The organism is Methylobacterium sp. E-012 (genome assembly GCF_057836545.1).
This window is the reverse complement of record NZ_JBYQEY010000001.1, coordinates 2,178,317-2,198,764: the sequence shown is the minus strand read 5'-3', so window position 1 is coordinate 2,198,764 and position 20,448 is coordinate 2,178,317. Positions and strand designations below refer to the sequence as shown.

The 20,448-nt window shown below is 71.2% G+C and carries 20 protein-coding genes and 1 riboswitch; of the genes, 11 read left to right on the top strand and 9 right to left on the bottom strand.

The window, feature by feature from the left end; translation table 11 throughout:
* Positions 1 to 89 precede the first annotated feature (89 nt).
* Entirely contained in the window at positions 90 to 1,910 is a 1,821-nt protein-coding gene (locus AC3IF1_RS10495) for a hypothetical protein (RefSeq protein WP_489217489.1), read from the top strand.
* On the opposite strand, the gene AC3IF1_RS10490 is transcribed toward AC3IF1_RS10495, so the two are convergent.
* The 7 genes from AC3IF1_RS10490 to AC3IF1_RS10460 all read right to left on the bottom strand — a co-directional run bounded on the left by AC3IF1_RS10490 (position 1,882) and on the right by AC3IF1_RS10460 (position 9,690).
* Positions 1,882 to 3,111, bottom strand: a complete 1,230-nt coding sequence (locus AC3IF1_RS10490) for a molybdopterin molybdotransferase MoeA (protein ID WP_489217488.1) — start codon at positions 3,109 to 3,111, stop codon at positions 1,882 to 1,884. The two genes, AC3IF1_RS10495 and AC3IF1_RS10490, sit on opposite strands and share 29 nt — an antisense overlap.
* Positions 3,108 to 3,599 (bottom strand): cyclic pyranopterin monophosphate synthase MoaC, encoded by a 492-nt coding sequence (gene moaC, locus AC3IF1_RS10485; RefSeq protein ID WP_243973807.1) that lies wholly within the window; start codon positions 3,597 to 3,599, stop codon positions 3,108 to 3,110. The genes AC3IF1_RS10490 and moaC overlap by 4 nt, the downstream gene beginning before the upstream one ends.
* A gap of 3 nt (positions 3,600 to 3,602) precedes the next feature.
* On the bottom strand, positions 3,603 to 4,484 hold the full coding sequence (gene trpC, locus AC3IF1_RS10480) for an indole-3-glycerol phosphate synthase TrpC (RefSeq protein ID WP_489217487.1): 882 nt from the start codon (positions 4,482 to 4,484) through the stop codon (positions 3,603 to 3,605).
* Complete coding sequence (trpD, locus tag AC3IF1_RS10475; protein ID WP_489217486.1) at positions 4,481 to 5,518, bottom strand: anthranilate phosphoribosyltransferase; 1,038 nt, start codon at positions 5,516 to 5,518, stop codon at positions 4,481 to 4,483. Before trpD ends, trpC begins: the two co-directional genes overlap by 4 nt.
* A gap of 35 nt (positions 5,519 to 5,553) precedes the next feature.
* Entirely contained in the window at positions 5,554 to 6,168 is a 615-nt protein-coding gene (locus AC3IF1_RS10470) for an anthranilate synthase component II (protein ID WP_489220368.1), read from the bottom strand.
* Between the two features lie 96 nt (positions 6,169 to 6,264).
* Positions 6,265 to 7,785 (bottom strand): anthranilate synthase component I, encoded by a 1,521-nt coding sequence (gene trpE / locus AC3IF1_RS10465; protein ID WP_489217485.1) that lies wholly within the window; start codon positions 7,783 to 7,785, stop codon positions 6,265 to 6,267.
* A gap of 3 nt (positions 7,786 to 7,788) precedes the next feature.
* Entirely contained in the window at positions 7,789 to 9,690 is a 1,902-nt protein-coding gene (locus tag AC3IF1_RS10460) for a peptidyl-prolyl cis-trans isomerase (RefSeq protein WP_489217484.1), read from the bottom strand.
* Positions 9,691 to 9,875: 185 nt separating this feature from the next.
* On the opposite strand from AC3IF1_RS10460, the gene tpiA reads away from it, so the two are divergent.
* Positions 9,876 to 10,637 carry a triose-phosphate isomerase gene (gene tpiA, locus AC3IF1_RS10455; RefSeq protein ID WP_489217483.1) on the top strand — a complete coding sequence of 254 codons (762 nt, stop codon included), beginning with the start codon at positions 9,876 to 9,878 and terminating at the stop codon, positions 10,635 to 10,637.
* An 87-nt stretch (positions 10,638 to 10,724) separates the two neighbouring features.
* Complete coding sequence (gene ppk2, locus AC3IF1_RS10450) at positions 10,725 to 11,636, top strand: polyphosphate kinase 2 (RefSeq protein ID WP_243973813.1); 912 nt, start codon at positions 10,725 to 10,727, stop codon at positions 11,634 to 11,636.
* Positions 11,637 to 11,679: 43 nt separating this feature from the next.
* Here ppk2 and AC3IF1_RS10445 read toward each other — a convergent pair whose 3' ends face one another.
* On the bottom strand, positions 11,680 to 12,126 hold the full coding sequence (locus tag AC3IF1_RS10445) for a nuclear transport factor 2 family protein (RefSeq protein WP_489217482.1): 447 nt from the start codon (positions 12,124 to 12,126) through the stop codon (positions 11,680 to 11,682).
* A 247-nt stretch (positions 12,127 to 12,373) separates the two neighbouring features.
* On the opposite strand from AC3IF1_RS10445, the gene secG reads away from it, so the two are divergent.
* The 4 genes from secG to AC3IF1_RS10425 all read left to right on the top strand — a co-directional run bounded on the left by secG (position 12,374) and on the right by AC3IF1_RS10425 (position 16,642).
* A complete protein-coding gene (gene secG / locus AC3IF1_RS10440; RefSeq protein WP_489217481.1) occupies positions 12,374 to 12,775 on the top strand; it encodes a preprotein translocase subunit SecG in 402 nt (133 codons plus the stop codon).
* Between the two features lie 142 nt (positions 12,776 to 12,917).
* Positions 12,918 to 14,546, top strand: a complete 1,629-nt coding sequence (gene pyrG, locus AC3IF1_RS10435; protein WP_243973816.1) for a CTP synthase — start codon at positions 12,918 to 12,920, stop codon at positions 14,544 to 14,546.
* Positions 14,547 to 14,603: 57 nt separating this feature from the next.
* A complete protein-coding gene (locus tag AC3IF1_RS10430; RefSeq protein ID WP_489217480.1) occupies positions 14,604 to 15,056 on the top strand; it encodes a DNA polymerase III subunit chi in 453 nt (150 codons plus the stop codon).
* Positions 15,057 to 15,058: 2 nt separating this feature from the next.
* Complete coding sequence (locus AC3IF1_RS10425; protein WP_489217479.1) at positions 15,059 to 16,642, top strand: S10 family peptidase; 1,584 nt, start codon at positions 15,059 to 15,061, stop codon at positions 16,640 to 16,642.
* Positions 16,643 to 16,703: 61 nt separating this feature from the next.
* On the opposite strand, the gene AC3IF1_RS10420 is transcribed toward AC3IF1_RS10425, so the two are convergent.
* Positions 16,704 to 17,717: a DUF4424 family protein gene (locus AC3IF1_RS10420; protein WP_489220367.1), complete on the bottom strand. Its 1,014-nt coding sequence runs from the start codon at positions 17,715 to 17,717 to the stop codon at positions 16,704 to 16,706.
* 116 nt (positions 17,718 to 17,833) lie between these two features.
* A riboswitch (cobalamin riboswitch) is annotated at positions 17,834 to 18,028 on the top strand.
* A gap of 35 nt (positions 18,029 to 18,063) precedes the next feature.
* On the opposite strand from AC3IF1_RS10420, the gene AC3IF1_RS10415 reads away from it, so the two are divergent.
* From AC3IF1_RS10415 to cobW, 4 genes are read left to right on the top strand one after another with little or no spacing between them, the layout of a single operon-like run.
* Positions 18,064 to 18,246 (top strand): CbtB domain-containing protein, encoded by a 183-nt coding sequence (locus tag AC3IF1_RS10415; protein WP_243967187.1) that lies wholly within the window; start codon positions 18,064 to 18,066, stop codon positions 18,244 to 18,246.
* A gap of 16 nt (positions 18,247 to 18,262) precedes the next feature.
* Positions 18,263 to 19,000, top strand: coding sequence for a CbtA family protein (locus AC3IF1_RS10410; protein WP_489217478.1), 738 nt, complete (start codon positions 18,263 to 18,265; stop codon positions 18,998 to 19,000).
* Positions 18,993 to 19,394 (top strand): DUF1636 family protein, encoded by a 402-nt coding sequence (locus tag AC3IF1_RS10405; protein ID WP_489217477.1) that lies wholly within the window; start codon positions 18,993 to 18,995, stop codon positions 19,392 to 19,394. Before AC3IF1_RS10410 ends, AC3IF1_RS10405 begins: the two co-directional genes overlap by 8 nt.
* Positions 19,391 to 20,425, top strand: coding sequence for a cobalamin biosynthesis protein CobW (gene cobW, locus AC3IF1_RS10400; protein ID WP_489217476.1), 1,035 nt, complete (start codon positions 19,391 to 19,393; stop codon positions 20,423 to 20,425). The genes AC3IF1_RS10405 and cobW overlap by 4 nt, the downstream gene beginning before the upstream one ends.
* The last annotated feature ends 23 nt before the right edge of the window (positions 20,426 to 20,448 follow it).

The window sequence follows — 20,448 nt, the reverse complement described above, 5'->3', positions numbered from 1 at the left end:
ACGAACATGCCCGGCGCCTCGACCGGGCGTCAGGCGTGACCTCGCCCCGATCCGGGCAGAGGGGCCCGCCGCTCGTCTGGGTGCCCGCCATGCCCGCTTCGGCGGATCCGATCCCCGCCCGCGCCGCACGGCTCGATCCGCGCCCGCTCCTGTGGCTGCTCGTCGCCCTGTCGCTTGCGACCATGAACGCGCCGCAGGACATCTGGGACACGATCCGGCACCTGCGCGTGCCCGATACCGACGACGCCATGCGGCTCGTCGCGGTGCGCGATCTGCTCGCGGGCCAGGGCTGGTACGACAACGTCCAATACCGCTTCCTCCCGCCCGGAGGCGTATCGAGCCACTGGTCGCGCCTCGTGGATGCCCCGATCGCCGGGCTGATCCTGGCCCTGACGCCCCTCGCCGGCCGGACCCTGGCGGAGGGCTTGGCCGCCGCATTGTGGCCGGCGCTGCTGTTCGCGCTCTATTGCGGCGTGCTCCATCGCGGCACCCGGGCGCGTTTCGGCAGCCGCGCTGCCGTGCTGGCCGTCATCGCGGCGACCCAGACTCTCGGGGTCGGCATCCAATTCGCCGCCGGGCGGGTCGACCACCACAACGTCCAGATCATCGCGATCCTCGGACTCGCCTTCTGCATGATCCACGGCGGATTCCGGAGCGGTCTCGTCGGCGGCGGTCTTGCGGCCCTGTCGCTGGCGGTGGGGCTGGAAGGTCTGCCGTCCATCGCCCCGGCGGCCCTGTTCCTCGTGGGGGATTGGTGCCTGCGCGGCCGTCCGGCGCTGCCGGTCCTGGCCGGCTTCGGCCTCGGGCTCGGGATCGCCGCGCCGATCCTGTTCGCCGTGCAGACGGATCCCGGGCTCTGGGGGGCCCCGCGCTGCGATGCGCTCTCGCTACCCTGGCTGTGGATCGCCCTCGGCGGCCTGCTCTTCGCCGTCTCCGCGGCCGCAGCTGGCGACCGTCTCGGGTCGATGCGGGCGCGCGCCGCCCTTGCGGCGGCCTGCGGCGCGATCCTGCTCGGGGGCTTCGCCCTCGCTTTCCCGACCTGCCTGGGCGGGCCCTTCCCGGACATGCCGCCCCTCGTCCGGACCCGCTGGCTGCTGACGGTGAACGAGATGGCCTCGCTCCCGAAGTTCATCGCCCGGGGTCAGTGGGAGGCCCTGGTCTTCTATCCGGTGGTGCTGCTCGCGGCGTTCGCTGCGACCTGGATGGCGTGGCGCGGGCCGCAGCGGCGTGCCTGGTCGGTGGCGGCACTATTCCTCTGGCCGGGCCTGATCCTCGGCCTGTTCGAGTTCCGGGGGCTCTACATCGCCTCCGGCTTCGTGCCGCTGGTCGCGGGGGCCGTCCTCGACCGCGCGCTCGCGCAGGATGCTGGAGCCCGGGCCGGTCTACCCCGCTGGGGTCTCGCGCTCCTCGGCGGCTGCCTCATAAGCTCGCTCTGGATGGCGCCCGCGCTCCTTGCCGAGGCGCTGGCCCCGGCCGCGCGGACGGCCCCCGATCCCGCCGGCGCGGTCGCCTGCCGGAGCGAGGCCGCCCTGGCACCCCTCGGCGCCCTCCCGCCCGGCACCGTCCTGGCGCCGATCGTCATGGGACCGGCGATCCTGCTGCACACGCCGCACCGGATCGTAGCCGCGCCGTATCATCGGGCGATCCCGGGGCTGATTGCGGCGATCGAGGGTCTGGGTGGCACGCAGGCGGATCTGGAGCACGTGCTGACGACGTTCGCGATCCGCTACGTGGTTGCCTGCCCGGCCCGCCCGGCCGAGGACCTCCAGGCGGAGCCCGCCTTCGCCACGCGGCTCACCGACGGCGCTGCGCGATCCGATCGGCTGGAGCCTCTCGACCTGCCCGGTCCGCTCAAGGTCTGGCGGGTGAAGCCGGAGCCGCTCAGAGCAGGCGTCGGTCGAGCCGGATGATCCGACAGGGATCGCCGGCCCGGGCGGCGGCTTCGTGCGGCGCGCGGATCAGCAGCGCCTCGGCGTGGCCCAGCACCGCCAGCATCGAGGAATCCTGGCGCTGCTCCGGAGTCGCCACCGGAAGCCGGCCCGGCGTGACGGCGAGGCGCGCGCGCATGTAGTCGGCCCGTCCATCGTTGGCCGGGAGGTCGCGGCCGAGCGTCGCCGCCTCGCTGCGGTCTTCGCCGGCCCGGGGATCGCCCTGCAACGCGCGGATCGCCGGCACCACGAACAGCAGCCCGCAGACGATCGACGAGACCGGATTTCCCGGCAGCCCGATCACCAGCATGTCGCCGAGGCGGCCGTGCATCAGCGGCTTGCCGGGCCGGAGCGCCACCCGCCAGAAGCCGAGTTCCAGCCCCTCCCGGGCCAGCGCAGCCTGGACGAGGTCGTGGTCGCCGACCGACGCGCCTCCGAGGGTCACCAGCAGGTCGGCCCGGGCTTCGCGGGCGCGGCGGAAGGCGTCCGCGAGGGCCGCATGGTCGTCCGCCGCGATGCCGAGATCGATGATCTCCGCCCCCGCCTCGGTGGCGAGCGCGCCGAGGGCGAGGCTGTTCGAGGCGACGATCTGATCCCAGGCGGGATTCTCCCCGGGGGCCACCAGCTCGTCCCCGGTGGCCAGGATCGCCACCCGGGGCCTGCGCCGGACCGGCAGGCGCGGGTGGCCGGCCGCCGCCGCCAGGGCGAGGCGCCGCGCGTCGAGGGTCAGGCCTTGGGTGAGCAGCGTCTCCCCGGCCGTGAAATCGAGCCCGGCGCGGCGGATGAACCGGTTCGGCTCGACCGGTTCGACCACCCGCACGGTCTCGCCCTCGGCCTGTGCGTCCTCCTGGATCAGGATCGCGTCCGCGCCATCGGGGACCGGCGCCCCGGTGAAGATCCGCACCGCCTCGCCGGGGCCGATGCGTCCCGAGAAGCCATGGCCGGCCGCGCTGGTGCCGATCAGCCGCAGGGTTGCCCCCGGCGATGCAGCGTCGGCGCCGCGCACCGCGTAGCCGTCCATGGCAGAGGCCGGGAAAGGCGGCTGCGTCCGGGTGGCGACGATGTCGGCCGCCAGCGTCCGCCCGGCGGCCTGGGCCAGGGGCACGGTTTCGGCCTCGACGGGGCCGGGAACGCTCGCCAGGACCCGCGCCAGCGCCTCGGCGACCGGAATCAGGCCGCTCATGCCAGAGGCGCCCGGTAGGCGCCGGAGCGGCCGCCATCCTTGGCAACGAGCCGGATGCCCTCGATCCGCATGCCGCGATCCACCGCCTTCACCATGTCGTAGACCGTCAGACAGGCCACCGAGACGGCGGTCAGCGCCTCCATCTCGACCCCGGTCGGGCCCTGGACCCGCACCTCGGCGGCGATCCGCAGGCCAGGCAGCGCGTCGTCGGGCTCACATATGACCCGGATCTTGGACAGGAGCAGCGGGTGGCAGAGCGGGATCAGCTCGTGGGTGCGCTTGGCCGCCATGATGCCGGCCAGCCGCGCGGTTCCGATCACGTCGCCTTTCTTGGCGTCGCCCTCGCGGATCAGCACCAGGGTCTCGGGCCGCATCACGATGCAGCCCTCCGCCCGGGCGGTCCGGTCGGTGGCGGGCTTGTCGGTGACATCGACCATGTTGGCCGCGCCGCTGGTGTCGAGATGGGTGAGCGTCGTGCCGGGCTCCATCGCTCAGCCCTTGATCCGGGCCTTGGGGGCCTCGCCGTCGCCGAAGAGCAGCGCGCGGGTCGCCGCGGTCACGTCCGCCTGTCGCATCAGGCTCTCGCCGACCAGGACCACGCCGAGGCCGTTCTCCCGGAGACGGATCACGTCGGCGCGGTCGCCGATGCCGCTCTCGGCGACCGCGATTCGATCTTCGGGGATACCGGGCTTGAGGTGGATCGCGGTCTCGAACGAGACCTCGAAGGTCTTCAGGTTGCGGTTGTTGATGCCGATCAGCGCCGTGCCCAGGGGAATCGCCCGGGTGAGCTCGGCCTCGTCGTGGACCTCGACGAGGACGTCCATTCCGAGCAGGTGGGCCGTCTCGACCAGGGCCATGGCCTCGTCGTCGTCGAGGCAGGCCATGATCGCGAGGATGCAGTCGGCGCCCCAGGCCCGGGCCTCGTAGACTTGGTAGGGCTCGAACAGGAAGTCCTTGCGCAGCACCGGCAACCGGCAGGCCTTGCGCGCCGCGGTCAGATAGTCCGGCCGCCCCTGGAACGAGGGTTCGTCGGTGAGGACCGACAGGCAGGTGGCGCCGCCGGCCTCGTAGGCGGCGGCGAGGATCTTGGGGTCGAAATCGGCCCGGATCAGGCCCTTGGAGGGCGAAGCCTTCTTCACCTCGGCGATGAGCGCCGGGCGCCCCTCGGCGAGATGGGCGCGGATCGCCGCCGCGAAGCCGCGCACCGGATCGGCCTGCGCGACCTTGCGCTCGAGCTTGGCGAGCGGCACGCGCAGCTTCGCCTCGGCGATTTCCCGGCGCTTGTAGGCCTCGATTCGGGCGAGCACGTTGGGCCGCTCGGGGGGCGTCTCGGCGACCGTATCGTGATTCGCCTCTTGCGTCAGCGAGCTCATCGGCCCTCCTGCCCGGTGGCGTGGTCGTTCGAGGCCTGGACGAGGCGGGCGAGGGTTGCCCGGGCCGCCCCGGAATCGACCGCATGGTGCGCCCGCGCGAGCCCGTCCGCCAGGGTCGGGGCGGCCCCCGCGACGACGAGTGCCGCCCCGGCGTTGAGAACCGCGATGTCCCGGTAGGCGTTGCGCGCGCCCGCCAGCACCGCCTCCAGCGCCCGGGCATTGTCGGCGGGATCGCCCCCGCGCAGTTCTTCCGGCGCCCGCAACGCCAGGCCGAGGTCGCGCGGGTCGATGGTGAAGCGGGAGATCCGGCCGTCATCGAGGGCGACGACCCGGGTCGGGCCAGTGACGGTGATCTCGTCGAGCCCGTCGGAGCCGTGGACGGTCCAGACCCTGCGGCTGCCGAGTTCCGCGAGCACCCGGGTCAGCGGCTCGGCGAGCGCCTCCTGGGCGACGCCGAACAGCTGGCAGGCCACGCCCGCCGGATTGCATAGCGGGCCCAGCAGGTTGAAGATCGTCCGCACCGGCAGTTCCGAGCGGATCGCCGCCACGTGACGCATCGCCGGGTGATGGGCCTGCGCGAACAGGAAGCACAGGTTGGCCTCGGCCAGGCAGCGCGCCTGCCCCGCCGCGTCGAGGCCGAGCCGCACGCCGAGGGCGGCCAGCACGTCGGCGGCGCCGGAGCGGGAGGTGGCGGCGCGGTTGCCGTGCTTGGCCACCGGCACGCCGCAGGCGGCCACCAGGATGGCCGCGAGCGTCGAGACATTGACGCTGCCGGACTGATCGCCGCCGGTGCCGACCACGTCGACGGCGCCCTCCGGAGCCGCCACCCGGGTCATGCGCGCGCGCATGGCCTCGGCGGCACCGACGATCTCCTCGACGGTCTCCCCGCGCACCTTGAGGGCGGTCAGGAAGGCACCGGCCTGAACCGGGGTCACCGCGCCCGACAGCAGGTCGTCGAAGGCCGCGCGCGCCTCGGCCCGGTCGAGGGAGCGGCCCCCGGCGACCTTGGCGAGATGGGGTCTGAAACTGTCCATGGATTCTGTCGGAGGGCCGCCCCGGCTTCCGGCCGTCAATGCACGCCGGCGCGGGTCCTGTCACGTGCCGCGTTCCAGGCGGCCGCGAGATCGAGGAAGTTTTTCACGATCTCCGTGCCGTGCTGCGACCGGATGCTCTCCGGGTGGAACTGGACGCCGTGGAGCGGGCGCTCGGCATGCTCGAGCCCCATGATCAGCCCGTCCGCCTCGGCGGTGACCCGCAGCGATTCCGGGCAACTGGCGCGGTCGACCACCAGGGAGTGGTAGCGCGTCGCCTCGAAGCTGTCGTTCAGGCCGCGGAACAGGCCGCTGGCCCCGTGCCGGATGGTCGAGACCTTGCCGTGCAGCGGCAGCGGCGCGCGCACCACATCGCCCCCGAAGGCTTGGCCGATGGCCTGGAGGCCGAGGCAGACGCCGAAGATTGGGATTTCGTCCGACAGCTCGCGCACCACGTCGAGGCAGATGCCGGCCTCGTTCGGCGTGCAGGGGCCCGGCGAGAGCACGATCGCGTCGGGGGCCCGGCTGCGGATGTCCGCGATGCTGGTCGCGTCGTTGCGGGCGACCTCGATCGTACCGCAGAGCGGGCCGATCAGGTGGACGAGATTCCAGGTGAAGGAATCGTAATTGTCGATGACGAGGACATTGGGCATCGCGGCGGCACGCTCGGGCATGCAGGCGATGTGACCGCTCGGGGCGGAGCGGTCAACCGCGTAGGCAGCGCGGCGCGCGCAGGCGGCGGGATCGGCTCACTGCCCCCGCTTGGCCTGAGCCGCGAACCGCACCGCCTCCTCGGCGGCCCGGAACAGCGCCTTGGCCTTGTTGACGCATTCCTGCTGCTCGGACGCCGGATCGGAATCGTACACGATCCCCGCGCCGGCCTGGACGTGCATCCGCCCGTCCTTCACCACGGCCGTGCGCAGCACGATGCAGGTGTCCATCTCGCCGCGCGCGCCGAAATAGCCGACGCAGCCGGCATAGGGGCCGCGCTTGTCGTGCTCCAATTCGTCGATGATCTCCATGGCCCGCACCTTGGGCGCCCCAGAGACCGTTCCGGCCGGGAAGCCCGCCGCCAGGGCGTCGAGGGGATCGTGCCGCGGATCGAGGTCGCCCTCGACGTTCGACACGATGTGCATCACGTGGCTGTAGCGCTCGATGAAGAACGAGTCCGTCACCCGCACGCTGCCGATCCGTGAGACCCGGCCGGCATCGTTGCGGCCGAGATCGAGCAGCATCAGGTGCTCGGCACGCTCCTTCGGATCGGCCAGCAATTCCTCGGCGAGCGCGGCGTCCTCGGCCGGGGTCGCGCCCCGGCGGCGGGTGCCGGCGATGGGCCGCACGGTGACGGTGCCGTCGCGGACGCGCACCAGGATCTCCGGCGAGGAGCAGACGATCTGGAAGGATTCGAAGTCGAGATAGCAAAGGAACGGGGCCGGGTTCGTGCGCCGGAGCGACCGGTACAGGCTGAAGGCCGGCAGGGTGAACGGCGCCGAGAAGCGCTGCGACAGCACCACCTGGAACACGTCGCCGGCGACGATGTAGTCCTTGGCCCGTGCCACCATGGCGGCGAAGGCCTCCGGCGCCGTGTTCGAGACCGGCTCCGGATGGGCGACCGCCGCGAGGTCGACCCGCGCCTCGATCGGCAGCGGTCCCTCCAGGGCCTCCGCCACCCGGTCGAGGCGCTGGAGCGCGGCCTCGTAGGCCGCCCGGGCCGGGATGCCCGCCGCCGGCCGCACCGGGGACACCACGGTCAGCAGGTCGCGCACCGCGTCGAACACCACCATCACCCGCGGGCGGACCAGGATCGCGTCCGGAACGCCGAGGGGATCGGGGTTGGGCTCCGGCAGCCGCTCCATGGCGCGGACCATGTCGTAGCCGAGATAGCCGAACAGGCCGGCGGCCATCGGCGGCAGGTCCTGGCCGTCCACATCGCCGATGGCGCTCTCGGCGATCAGGGAACGCAGGCTGGCCAGCGGCGCCCGGTCGTCCGGCGCGAAGGCGTCGAGATCCGGGCCGCGCGCGATCGCTGGCACGCCGTCGCGGCATCGCCAGATCAGGTCCGGATCGAGCCCGATCATCGAGTAGCGGCCGCGCACGGCGCCGCCCTCGACCGATTCGAGCAGGAAGGCCGGGCCCGCATGGCGGGCGCGCAGCTTCAGGAACGCCGCCACCGGCGTCTCGAGATCTGCCACCAGGGTCAGCGCGACGAGGCTCGGCTGCCCGGCCGCGTAGCGCTCCGCGAAGGCCGCGTCGTCAGGCGCCTCGGCCATATGTCAGTACTCGCCGCCCAGCGCGCGGCGCAGGGCCGCTGCATCGATCTTGACGCCGGCGTTCTTCTGGACCTCGGCGATGTACTGCGACAGCACATCGTCGGCGAGGGCCGCCTGGAAGTTCTGGGTGATGGTCCGGTCGCTCGGGCTGTCGGCCACGAAGGCCGGCATGGTCGCCGCCGTGACCTTGAACACGGCGCGGGAATCGGCCGCCGCCGCGGTGCCGGCCTTGCCCACCGCCGTCGCGAAGATCAGGTTGACGTCGTCGGCGGTCAGCATGTCCTTGGCCTGGTTGCGCGCGAGATCCTGCGCCTCCTGCGGATTGACGCCGGCCTCCTGGGCGACCGCCTCGAAGGTCGCGCCCGTGTTCAGCTTCTCGACCAGTTCGCGTCCCTTGGCCTGGAGGCGCTTGGCGGTCTCGGCGGCCTTCCAGCCCGCGGTCACGCCGTCCTTGACCTGATCCAGCGGCTTGTCGTGCGCGGGATCGATGCCGGTGACGTCGTACCAGACGTAGCCGCCGGCCTTGGTGCGCAGGGGCTCGTTGTCGCCGCCGATCTCGGCGCGGAACAGGGCGGGCAGGGTCGTGTCCGGATCGGGGATGTCGCCGACCTTGCGGCCCTCCGGATCCTTGCCGTTGGTATCCACGGCCTTGACCGTCACGATCTTCAGGCCGCGCTCGGCGGCGATGTCGGTCAGCGGCCTGGCGGCGGCGCGCTGGTCCTCGATGGCGTCGCGGGTGGTCTCGATCGCGTCGCGGGCGCGGGCCAGGGCCAATCCCGTCCGGATCTCACCCTCGACCGCCTCGAAGGGCTTCACCGTGCCGGGCTCGATCTTGGTCACGCGCAGCAGCACCGTCCCGAACCGGCCCTGGACCGGCTGGCTCACGCCGCCTTCGGGCAGCGCGAAGGCGGCGTCCGCCACGGACTTGTCGAACAGCTCGGCCTTGGTAAGCGTGCCGAGCGTCAGGTCCTTGTCGTCGGTGCCGCGCTCGGCCGCTACCGCTTCGAAGGTCTTGGAGCCGTCCTCGATCGCCTTGCGCGCGCTTTCCGCGGCGGCGTTGTCCGGGAAGACGATCTGCTGGATCGTGCGCTTCTCGGGGGCGCCGTAACGGTCCTTGTTCAGCGCGTAGGCGGCGCGCGCGTCCGCGTCGCTGATCGCGTCCGGCTTGGCCATCGTGTCCGGATCGACCACGAGCAGGTTCGCCGTCCGGAATTCCGGCGCGCGGAAGCCGGATTTGTTGGCCTCGTACCAGCCCTTCAGCTCGTCCTCGGTCGGGTCCGGGATCTGGCCGGCCGTGGAGGGGGTCAGCATCAGGTAGGCGGCGGACCGGCGCTCGGTGGTGTAGCGGTGGACGGCCTCGCGCATGGCCGCCGGCACGTGCAGGTCGGACGAGACCGCCTCCGCCAGTTGCAGCCGCGCGATCACCGCGCGCTGCTCGTGCACGAACATCCCCTCGTTCAGGCCCGCCCGCTGCAACGTCTGATAGAAGAGCTGCGGCTCGAACTGGCCCTGCTGGTTCTGGAAGCTCTTCTCGTCGTGGATCGCCCGGATCACCGAGGCGTCCGGCACCGCGAGGCCGAGATCGTGCGTCTTCTGGTCGAGGGCGGCTTCGGTGATCAGCTGTGACATCACCTGCCGGTCGAGGCCGAGCATCCGTGCCTGATCGGGGGTCAGCGCGCGCTTCAGCTGCACCTGATAGCGCTGCATCTGGTTCTGATAGGCCTGGCGCACCTGCTCGGCGGTGATCGGCGTGCTGCCGACCGTGGCCACGTTGTTGCTGGAGCCGCCCCGGAAGAACTCCTCGACGCCGAAGATCCCGACGCCCGCGATGAGCAGCGTGAAGATGATCGTCAAGACGATCTTGCCGAGCCAGTGCTGGCTGGCGTTGCGGATGCCCTGGAGCATGGTCTGTGATCGGATACCTTCGGCGGCCGACCCGTCGCCGGGCCGGCACCATCCCTGAGAGCCGACCGCGATAGACCATTCGCGTCCACAGGCAAAGGCTCGGCGGCGCGGCCGCGTTTGCACGCTCAAGCTCGCTCTGGTAGGCCGCGGCAACTTGCGGAAGGTGGGGCGGAGCGGAGCCAGGGATGACGCAGTCGGGGCGCAGGCCGCTGGTCGCCGGCAATTGGAAGATGAACGGCACGCGGGACTCGCTCAAGGTCGTCCAGGCGATCCGTGACGGGCTCTCGCCGCAGCTAGCCGCCCGCATCGACGTGCTGATCTGCCCGCCCGCGACCCTGATCAGTGCCTGCGTCGCCGAGGCCGCCGGCTCGCCCATCGCCATCGGAGGCCAGAATCTCCACGCCCGGCCGAGCGGGGCCTTCACCGGATCGATCTCGGCCGAGATGCTCGCCGATCTCGGCGCCCGCTACGTGATCGTGGGCCATTCCGAGCGGCGGGCCTATCACCATGAGACCGACGACGGGGTCCACGCCAAGGCGCTCGGCGCCCGGCGCGCCGGTCTGTGCGGGATCATCTGCGTGGGCGAGACCATCGAGGAGCGCGAGCAGGGCCGGGCCCTCGACATCGTCCGCGCCCAGCTCGCCATCGGCCTGCCCAAGGGTGCCCGGGCGGCCGACACGGTGATCGCCTACGAGCCGGTCTGGGCGATCGGCTCGGGCCGGACCCCGACCCCGCGCGACATCGCCGAGGTCCACGCGTCCCTCCGGGAGATGCTCGACAAGCTCGTGGGTGACGAGGCGCAGAAGATCCGCATCCTCTACGGCGGGTCCGTGAAGCCGGGCAATGCCCGCGAACTCCTGTCCGTGGAGAATGTCGACGGCGCCTTGGTCGGCGGGGCCAGCCTCGTGGCCGAGGACTTCCTCGGGATCTGCGCCGCCTACGCCTGAGCCTGCGGACATTGCAGGCCAAGCTTCTCGGCGCTGTCACACGATCCTGCTTAAGAATCGCGGTGTTCAACCACCGCGATTCGAATCATGCCGGACGATCAAAACCTGACCGATGCCACGCTGATGGATACGATCCGTCGCGAGATCCTCGACAGCTACGACGAGGAAATCGAACTTGGATTTGAAGAGGATCGTCTGGACAGTCTCGAAGGCGGGACCGAAGGCGGCCTCGACCGCCGGTTCTACTTTCGTGAGCTGCTGCGCCTCCAGCACGAGCTGGTCCGGCTCCAGGACTGGGTGCAGCACAACAAGCTGCGCGTGGTCGTCCTGTTCGAGGGGCGCGATTCGGCCGGCAAGGGTGGTGTGATCAAGCGGATCACCCAGCGCCTGAACCCCCGGGTCTGCCGGGTGGCGGCGCTGCCCGCGCCGAACGAGCGCGAGCGCACGCAGTGGTATTTCCAGCGCTACATCGCCCATCTGCCCGCCGGCGGCGAGATCGTGCTGTTCGACCGGTCCTGGTACAACCGTGCCGGCGTCGAACGCGTCATGGGCTTCTGCACCGAGGCGGATGTGGAGGAATTCTTTCGCTCCGTGCCAGAATTCGAACGGATGCTCGTGCGCTCGGGCATCGTGCTGCTGAAGTACTGGTTCTCGATCACCGACGAGGAGCAGGCGCTGCGCTTCCACATGCGCATCGCCGACCCGCTCAAGCAGTGGAAGCTCTCGCCGATGGACGTAGAATCCCGGCGGCGCTGGGAGGATTACACCCGCGCCAAGGAGGACATGCTGGCGCGCACGCACATCCCCGAGGCGCCCTGGTGGGTGGTCGAGGCGGTGGACAAGAAGCGGGCGCGGCTGAACTGCATCAGCCATCTGCTCGATCAGATACCCTACGGCACGGTCGAGCATCCGCCGGTCGAACTGCCGGCGCGGGTCCGCAACGCGGATTACATCCGGGCGCCGATCGCGGCGGAGATGCACGTCCCGTCCCGGTACTGAGCGGCCGCCCGGCCTGGAAAAAATCCGGGGCGGGAGCGGTCGGTCAGATCTTGTAGGCCTGGCGCGCCAGGAGGCGCCAGCGGCCGGCGTCGCGGTGCCAGACCTGCATCACGCCGATATGGACCGGGGCGCTCTTGCCGTCGGTGGCAGCCTCGCCGCTGAACACGTGCCGGGCGATGGCGTCGTCGCCCACCACCGAGACCGACCGGTCCGACAGGGTGATGCTCGGGAAGGTCGCGCGCTTGCTGGCGAGCGGCGCGATAAAAGCGGCCTTGTCCTGCACGAGGCCGCTGGAATGGCCGTAGCTCAGCCCGTCGAGGGTGAGCGCATCGAGGGCGGCGCCGTCCCCGGACAGCAGGGCCTTGGTGAGGGCATCGACCGCCTCCTCCACGGCGGAGCCGTCCGGGCTCGCGGCGGTCCCCGGACGCGCCCGCACCAGGATGGGTGTGGCGAGGGCAGCGGTCAGCGCAAAGCGGCGTGAGATCGGCATGGCGTCCTTCCCGGGCGGGACAGCGGCTTGAATCGGGCCGTCCTTCGCTCCGAGACAGATCACAGCCGGGCGGTTGGCGCGAGGGCTGCGGGAAACAGGCCGGGCCGGATCATAAAGTTGGCGCGGGACCACGAGTGGTGTATGGCCGGCGCAGATTTGCGGCCGTTGCCGGATGCACCGGCCGCCGCGCGCCCGCGCCCGTCCCCCGGGCCCCAAGCGCGAACCTGAAGACGTTTTCGGAATACCGATGCAGACCGTCCTGATCGTCGTCCACCTCATCATCGTCTTCGCGCTGATCGGCGTGGTGCTGCTGCAGCGCTCCGAGGGCGGCCTCGGTCTCGGCGGCGGTGGCGGCGGTGGCGTCGCGGGTTTCATGACCGGCCGCGGCCAGGCCAACGCCCTGACGCGGGCCACCGCGATCCTGGCGGCACTGTTCTTCGCCACCAGCCTGCTCCTCGCGGTCCTGTCGCACCGGTCGCGGGCGCCGAAGTCGATCCTCGACACCGGCGTGCCGCAGAGCTCGGGCCAGCCCGCCAAGCAGCCGACTGGCGCCGACAACCTCCTCGACTCCCTGCGCCAGCAGCAGGACCGGGTCCCGAACACCGCACCGGCCCAGCCGGCGGTTCCGGACGCGCCGCAATCGCGCTGACCGCGCGAGGCGGCTCACCCCTCCCCCGCTGGATCGGTGCGACGCCGGTCCGGCCCATGCGCTGCGTGATCCCCAGTCCATACACGGGCCGGGGCATTCGCCGTTTGGCAAACGCCGACAGCTTCTTTATGGACCGAGGCCCATGACGCGGTACGTTTTCATCACCGGCGGCGTGGTCTCCTCCCTCGGCAAGGGACTCGCCTCGGCGGCCCTGGCAGCGGTGCTCCAGGCCCGCGGCTACCGGGTTCGGATGCGCAAGCTCGACCCCTACCTCAATGTCGATCCGGGCACGATGAGCCCGACCCAGCACGGCGAGGTCTTCGTCACCGACGACGGCGCCGAGACCGACCTCGACCTCGGCCATTACGAGCGCTTCACCGGCGTGCCGGCGAGCCGGGCCGACAACATCACCACGGGCCGGATCTATCAGGACATCATCGCCAAGGAGCGGCGGGGCGACTATCTGGGCGCCACCATTCAGGTGATCCCGCACGTCACCAACGCGATCAAGGACTTCGTTCTGGAGGGCAACGACGCCTTCGACTTCGTGCTCGTCGAGATCGGCGGCACGGTGGGCGATATCGAGGGCCTGCCGTTCTTCGAGGCGATCCGCCAGCTCGGCCAGGAGCTGCCGCGGGGCACCTGCGCCTACGTCCATCTGACGCTCCTGCCGTTCATCCCGTCCGCGGGCGAGCTGAAGACCAAGCCGACGCAGCATTCCGTGAAGGAACTGCGCTCCATCGGCATCCAGCCGGACATCCTGCTCTGCCGCTGCGACAGGCCGATCCCCGTCGAGGAGCGGCGCAAGCTCGCCCTGTTCTGCAACGTCCGCGAGAGCGCGGTGATCGAGGCCCTCGACGTGGCGTCGATCTACGAGGTGCCGCTCTCCTACCGGACCGCCGGCCTCGACCGGGAGGTGCTCGGCCATTTCGGCCTGGACCACGGCGAGGAGCCGGATCTCGGCCGCTGGCGGACCATCGCCGAGCGGGTCCGCAACCCCGAGGGCGAGGTCTCCATCGCGATCGTGGGCAAGTACACGGGCCTGAAGGACGCCTACAAGTCGCTGACCGAGGCGCTGATCCATGGCGGCATCAGCCACCGGGTGAAGGTCAACCTCGAATGGATCGAGGCCGAGGTGTTCGAGCGCGAGGATCCCGCGCCGTTCCTGGAGGGGCTGAACGGCATCCTGGTCCCGGGCGGGTTCGGCCAGCGTGGGGCCGAGGGCAAGATCCGCGCGGCCCGCTACGCCCGCGAGAAGCGCGTCCCCTATCTGGGGATCTGCTTCGGCATGCAGATGGCGGTGATCGAGGCGGCCCGGTCGCTTGCCGGGCTCCCGGAGGCCAATTCGACCGAGTTCGGCGACACGGCCGAGCCGGTGGTCGGCCTGCTGACGGAGTGGCTGCGCGGCAACGAGCTGGAGCGCCGCGCCGCGGTCGGGGACCTCGGCGGCACCATGCGGCTCGGCGCCTACGAGGCGAAGCTCGACCCGGATTCGAAGATCGCCGGCATCTACGGGTCCGAGCACATCTCCGAGCGTCACCGCCACCGCTACGAGGTCAACATGGCCTATCGGGCGCGGCTGGAGGCCAAAGGCCTGCGGTTCTCGGGCGTCTCCCCGGACGGGCTCCTGCCCGAGACGGTGGAGCATGTCGGGCACCCGTGGTTCATCGGTGTCCAGTTCCACCCGGAGCTGAAGTCACGCCCCTTCGAGCCGCATCCGCTGTTCAAGGGCTTCGTCGGCGCGGCGATCGAGCAGAGCCGCCTAGTGTGAGCCGCGGCGGCGCGCCGCTGCTCGCGTCGCGGCCCGTAGCCCTATATGCCACCCGACGTGACCGAGATCCTCTTCTACCACATGCAGCGGCAGCCGCTCGAGCGGGTCCTGCCCAACCTCGTCGAGCGATCCCTCGAGCGCGGCTGGCAGGCCGCGATCCAGGCGGCCACTGAAGAGCGGCTCCAAGCTCTTGACGACCACCTCTGGACCTATTCCGACGAGAGCTTCCTGCCACATGGCACGGACCGCGAGCCCGATTCGGGCAGCCAGCCGGTCGTGCTGACCCTGCGCGACGTCAATCCCAACACCGCTTCGATCCGATTCCTCGTGGAGGGCGCCGACCTTCCGCCGGATGCCGATGCCTATGCGCGGATCTGCATCCTGTTCGACGGCACCGATCAGGACGCCCTGTTGCGCGCCCGCGAGCAGTGGCGGCAGGCCAAGGAGGCCGGCCACGCGGTGGCCTATTGGCAGCAGGACGATTCGGGCCGCTGGAACAAGAAGGCCTGACCGTGATCCTCAGCCGCCCCCTCGCCCGCGCCGCCCTCGGCCTCGCCCTGGCGTTCGCCGGATCCCCACCGCTCCGGGCCGAGGATGCGCCGCACGGCCATCCCCCCGCGGAGGCCAGGGCGGCCCCCCGCGGCCCCGAGGGACGCCGCCTGCCGCCGGATTCGACGACGAAGCAGAGCATCACACTCCCGGACGGCCGGACCCTGGACTTCACCGCCACCGCGGGCAGCCTGCCCCTCGTCGACGAGGCCGGCAAGCTCCAGGCGGAGATCGCCTACGTCGCCTATACGGTGGCGCCCGAGGCCGGGCGGATGCGCCCCGTGACCTTCGCGGTGAACGGCGGCCCGGGGGCGTCGTCGGCCTATCTCAATATCGGCGCGATCGGCCCCTGGCGGCTGCCCACGGGGGGCGCCAGCATCAGCCCGTCGCAGCCGGTGGCGCTGGCCTCGAACGACGGCACGTGGCTCGACTTCACCGATCTCGTGTTCATCGATCCGGTCGGGACCGGCTACAGCCGCGCGGCGGACGGCAATGGCAAGGCCTACTGGTCCGTGGATTCCGATGCCGCGACCCTGGCGGCGGTGATCGCCCGGTACCTTCGGGTCAATGACCGGATGGCCGGCCCGAAATTCTACGTGGGCGAGAGCTACGGCGGTTTCCGCGGGCCGTTGATCGCCGAGAAGCTGCAGGAGGAGATCGGCGTCGGCCTGTCCGGGATGGTGCTGCTGTCGCCGGTTCTCGATTTCGGTTGGCTCGAGATGCCGCGGGCCAATCCCTGGGGCTACGTGCTCAAGCTGCCCTCCCTCGCCGCCGGCGCCCTGGAGCGGAGCGGCACCGTGCCGACGCCGGCCCTGCTCGGGGAGTCGGAAGCCTACGCGTCCGGCCCTTATCTCGCCGACCTTCTCAAGGGCCCGGCCGATGCCGGCGCGGTGGCGCGGATGACCGAGAAGGTCGCCCCCATGGTCGGGCTCGACGCCACCCTCGTACGCGGGCAGGCCGCACGGCTGTCGACCCGCAGCGTCCAGCGTGAGATCGACCGGGCCGAGGGTCGCGTCGCCAGCGCCTACGACACCGGGATCACCGGATGGGATCCGAACCCGGACGCGGTGCAGTCGGGCTTCGAGGATCCCCAGCTCACGGCGCTCCAGGCTCCACTCACCAGCGCCATGCTCGATCTCTATGCCCGTACGCTGAAATGGCCCGTGCCGAATATGCGCTACGAGCTCCTGAACAATGCGGTGAACCATGGCTGGAGCTGGGGTTCGGGGCGGCAGGCGCCGGAGGTTCTTTCAAACCTCAAGGGCGTGCTGGCGCTCGACGGCAAGCTGCGCGTCCTCGTCGCGCACGGCTTCACCGACCTGGTGACGCCCTACTTCGCCTCGAAGCTCCTGCTCGCACAGGTGCCGGCCTACGGCGCTGGCCGCCTGAGCCTGTCGGTCTACCCGGGCGGCCACATGTTCTACACGCGCCCGGATTCCCGCGCGGCGTTCCACCGGGACGTGGAGCGTCTCTACGCAGAGGCCGTGAAGGCGCGCGATGCGGGCCCGACGGCCATCCCGACCGAGCGCACGAGGGACGCACCCTGACGCCCGGCACCGGGCGGGTCCGGAGGACGTCGCGCGGTTCGCAATGCGTCCGCGAACCGGCTCAGCCCCGCGTGGTCGTCTTCAGGAAGAGAATGTCGATATCCCGCTGCGGGACGTAGTCCTTCACCACCATCTCGAAGGTCGTCGGCCCGGTCTTCCGGACGTTGCTGCCGCAGAACGAGACCATTGTCGCGGGATCACCCTTGTCCACGATCAACCGGAACGTGCCGATGGGCCCGGCCCAACCATGCCCGGGGGCAACCGCGTAGGAGAGGGACTCCTCGTAGGCCTGAAAGGACCGGCTGCCGTCGGCACTCGCCCGGCGGTACAGGCTCTGGGCGAGCCGCGCGAAGGCCGGATCCGTGCAGAATCGGTCCGCATAGCCGGCCATCGCCGCAGGCCCCAGATCCGGGGAGCCGAAGGACAGGCCGGACTGGCTGGCGAGGCTCGGCACGAAGTGTTGGCGGACCGCGAGCTCCCGCCCGGCCGGGAACGCCTGCCGCCGCCAGAACCGCGACTTCAGCGTCCAGAGCGGGACGTCCGCGAGCGTGCCGTCCGCGTGCTCCTGCCGATCGAGGATGCGGGCCTCGATCAGAAGACGGCGCCGGCTCTCCGGGAGGCGGCGCAGGGCGCCAGCCGTCGCGTCGACGGTCGGCACCAGCGGGATCCCGAGGTCCGCGAGTTCGCCGGTGATCTCGACCGGCCGGCCATCCCGCGTCAGGAAGGCGTGCTGCTCGACCTGCCACGGGACGGATTGGCCATCGACCGCGGCGTCGAACCCGAGGACGTTGTCATGCGCCGGATCGGGGATCGCCACGGCCATCCCGGGACCACCGACGATGTCGGGAATCGGAAACGCGAGGGTCGCCTCGATATCGGCCTCGGTCGCATTGCGGAACCGGTAATCGGCCTGCACGGCCGTCTCGGACAGGGTCAGGTCCTCCGCCACGAGGGTGATCGGGCCGGTCGTCTCCAGGATGAGCCCGCCCGCCTTGAGCGCGGCGATGGTGTCCTCGGCCCGGCCGGGCAAGGACGCCGCCATGAGCAGGGCGAGGGCCAGCGACGGGGTTTTCATCACGATCACGCTCAGGGGTCTTGAGAATCCGATGGCCGGCACGGCCGCTCAGCGCCGTCCCCGGTGATGCGGACAGGATTCCGTCGCGCCTCCGTTGTGCGAGAGCTGTCATGCGTCTACAACGATCGCGTGACGGTGCCCCGGCGACGGGGTGAAAAGGGAATGCGGTGAGGGGCGCGAGCCTCGAATCCGCGGCTGCCCCCGCAACTGTGAGCGGTGAGCGTCTGCCAGAGGGCCACCGGAGCGATCCGGGAAGGCGGCAGGCGCGTCGACCCGCGAGCCAGGAGACCTGCCGTCACGACAGGATCCCGCAATGCCGCCGGTGGGGCGGCTGGAGACACGCTCGATGACCACCTCGACCCTCGCCCCCGTCGCCGTCGGTGCCCGCTCGTCGGAGCGCCCGGTCGCCGTCGCGCTCGCGGCCATCCTGGGCCTCGGCCTGCTGTTTATGGTCGGCTTCTCGCCGGCGATCGCGTTCCACAACGCGGCGCATGACTTCCGGCATACCCAGAATTTCCCCTGCCACTGACGCCATCGTCACAGGGATGATCATCCGGCTTCTGTCGGCGGCTCTGGCCGCCGGCTTTCTCGCGGCCGTCGTCGTGACGGGCCTCGAACTCACGCTCACGTCGCCGCTGATCGTGGCGGCCGAGCGCTATGAGCATGCCGAGCCGAGCCACCAGGCCGCGCTTGCCCTGCCGATCGTGCTGGCCCATGCCGGCCACGACCACGCGGCGCCCGATGCCGCACCCGACTGGGAGCCCGCTCCCGGCCTGCCCCGGATGGCGTTCACCGCGCTGGCGACGCTGGTCGGCGGCGTCGGCTACGCCCTTCTGCTCGGCGCCGTCATGCTGGCTTGCGGGCGCGAGCCGACGCCGCAGGTCGCCCTCGCCTTCGCGGTGGCGGGATTCGCGAGCGTCGCCCTGGCGCCAGGCCTCGGGCTGCCCCCCGAACTGCCCGGCAGCGAGGCCGCGCCGCTGGCCATCCGGCAGGCCTGGTGGCTGATGACCGCGGCGGCGACCGGGATGGGCCTGTACCTGATCGCGATCCGCCGCACGCTGATCGCGATCCTGGGCGGGCTCGTCCTGATCATCGCCCCGCACGTGGCCGGGGCGCCCCAGGCACCTGAGGGCGCGTCCGAACTTCCGGCGGCACTGGCGGCGCAGTTCGCCGCCCGCTCGCTGGCGATCAGCTTCGTGTTCTGGATGCTGATCGGCCTCGGGCTCGGCCGGGCCTGGCAGGTCTTCGGCCGCGAGACGGCGCGCGGGGTCGCCCGTGCCTGATACCGTCCTGTACGTCTGCACCACCTGCCGCCGCGAGGGCGACGATCCTGACCGTCCCCGGGCCGGAGCCCGGCTTCTCGACGCCCTGCGGGACCGGGCCGGCGACGCGCCCGACCTGCGGATCGAGCCGGCGGAGTGCCTGTCCGTGTGCAAGCGGCCCTGCACGGTGGCGGTCGCCTCGGCCGACCGCTGGACCTACGTGTATGGCGACCTGGATCCGGCCGCCTCCGCCGAGATCATCTTGGACGGTCTGTCCGCCTACGCGAAGACCCCCGACGGCATCGTGCCGTGGCGGCAGCGTCCGGCGGCGTTCCGCACCGGGGTGATCGCGCGCATCCCCCCTTTCCCCGATCCGAGCCCGCCTCAGGCCGGCACCCTGGAGGCCGCGGAATGACCCTCGTCGCCAAGATCCCCTGCACCATCGTTACGGGCTTCCTCGGCGCGGGCAAGACGACGCTCGTGCGCCACGTGGTCGAGAACGCCAAGGGGCGGCGCCTCGCGATCCTGGTCAACGAGTTCGGCGATGTCGGTTTCGACAAATCGTTCCTGGCCGCTTGTGGGGTCGAGGGCTGCACCGAAGATTCTATCGTCGAACTGCCGAACGGCTGCATCTGCTGCACCGTGGCGGACGATTTCGTTCCGGCGCTCGAAACGCTGCTCGGCCGCGCCGAGCCCCCGGAGCATATCCTGATCGAGACCTCCGGCCTCGCCCTGCCCAAGCCCCTGGTCCAGGCCTTCCAGTGGCCGGCGATCCGCTCGCGGGTTACGGTGGACGGCGTCGTCGCGGTGGTGGACGGGCCGGCGGTCGCATCGGGCGCCTTCGCGGAGGATCCGGAGGCGCTGGCCGCCCAGCGGGCCGCCGACCAGTCGGTCGATCACGACAATCCCCTGGAAGAGGTGTTCGAGGATCAGCTCCTCTGCGCCGACCTCGTGGTGCTCAACAAGGCCGACCTGATCGACGCCGCGACCCGCGCCCGGGTTCGGGCCGAAGTGGAGGGCCATCTGCCCCGCGCCGTGAAGGTGGTCGAGACTGAGAACGGCGTCATCGACCCCCGCGTGCTGCTGGGCCTCGGCGCGGCGGCCGAGGACGATCTGGACGCCCGTCCCTCCCATCACGGCGATGGCGAGGATCACGACCACGACGACTTCGAGACCGTGGCGCTGCCGATCCGCCCGGCGGTGACGGCCGCCGACCTCGCTTCCCGGGTCGAGGCGGCGGCGGAGACCGCGGGCGTCCTGCGGATCAAGGGCTTTGCCGAGGTCGAGGGCAAGCCGATGCGCCTCGTGGTGCAGGGTGTCGGGCGTCGCGTCGTCCACCATTTCGACCGGCCCTGGCGGTCGGGCGAGGCCCGGGACGGCACGCTGGTGGTGATCGGCCTGAAGGGTTTCGACCGGGACGCCGTGGCGGCGGCGCTCGCGGGATGAAATCCGTCACGCGCGCCCGTCCG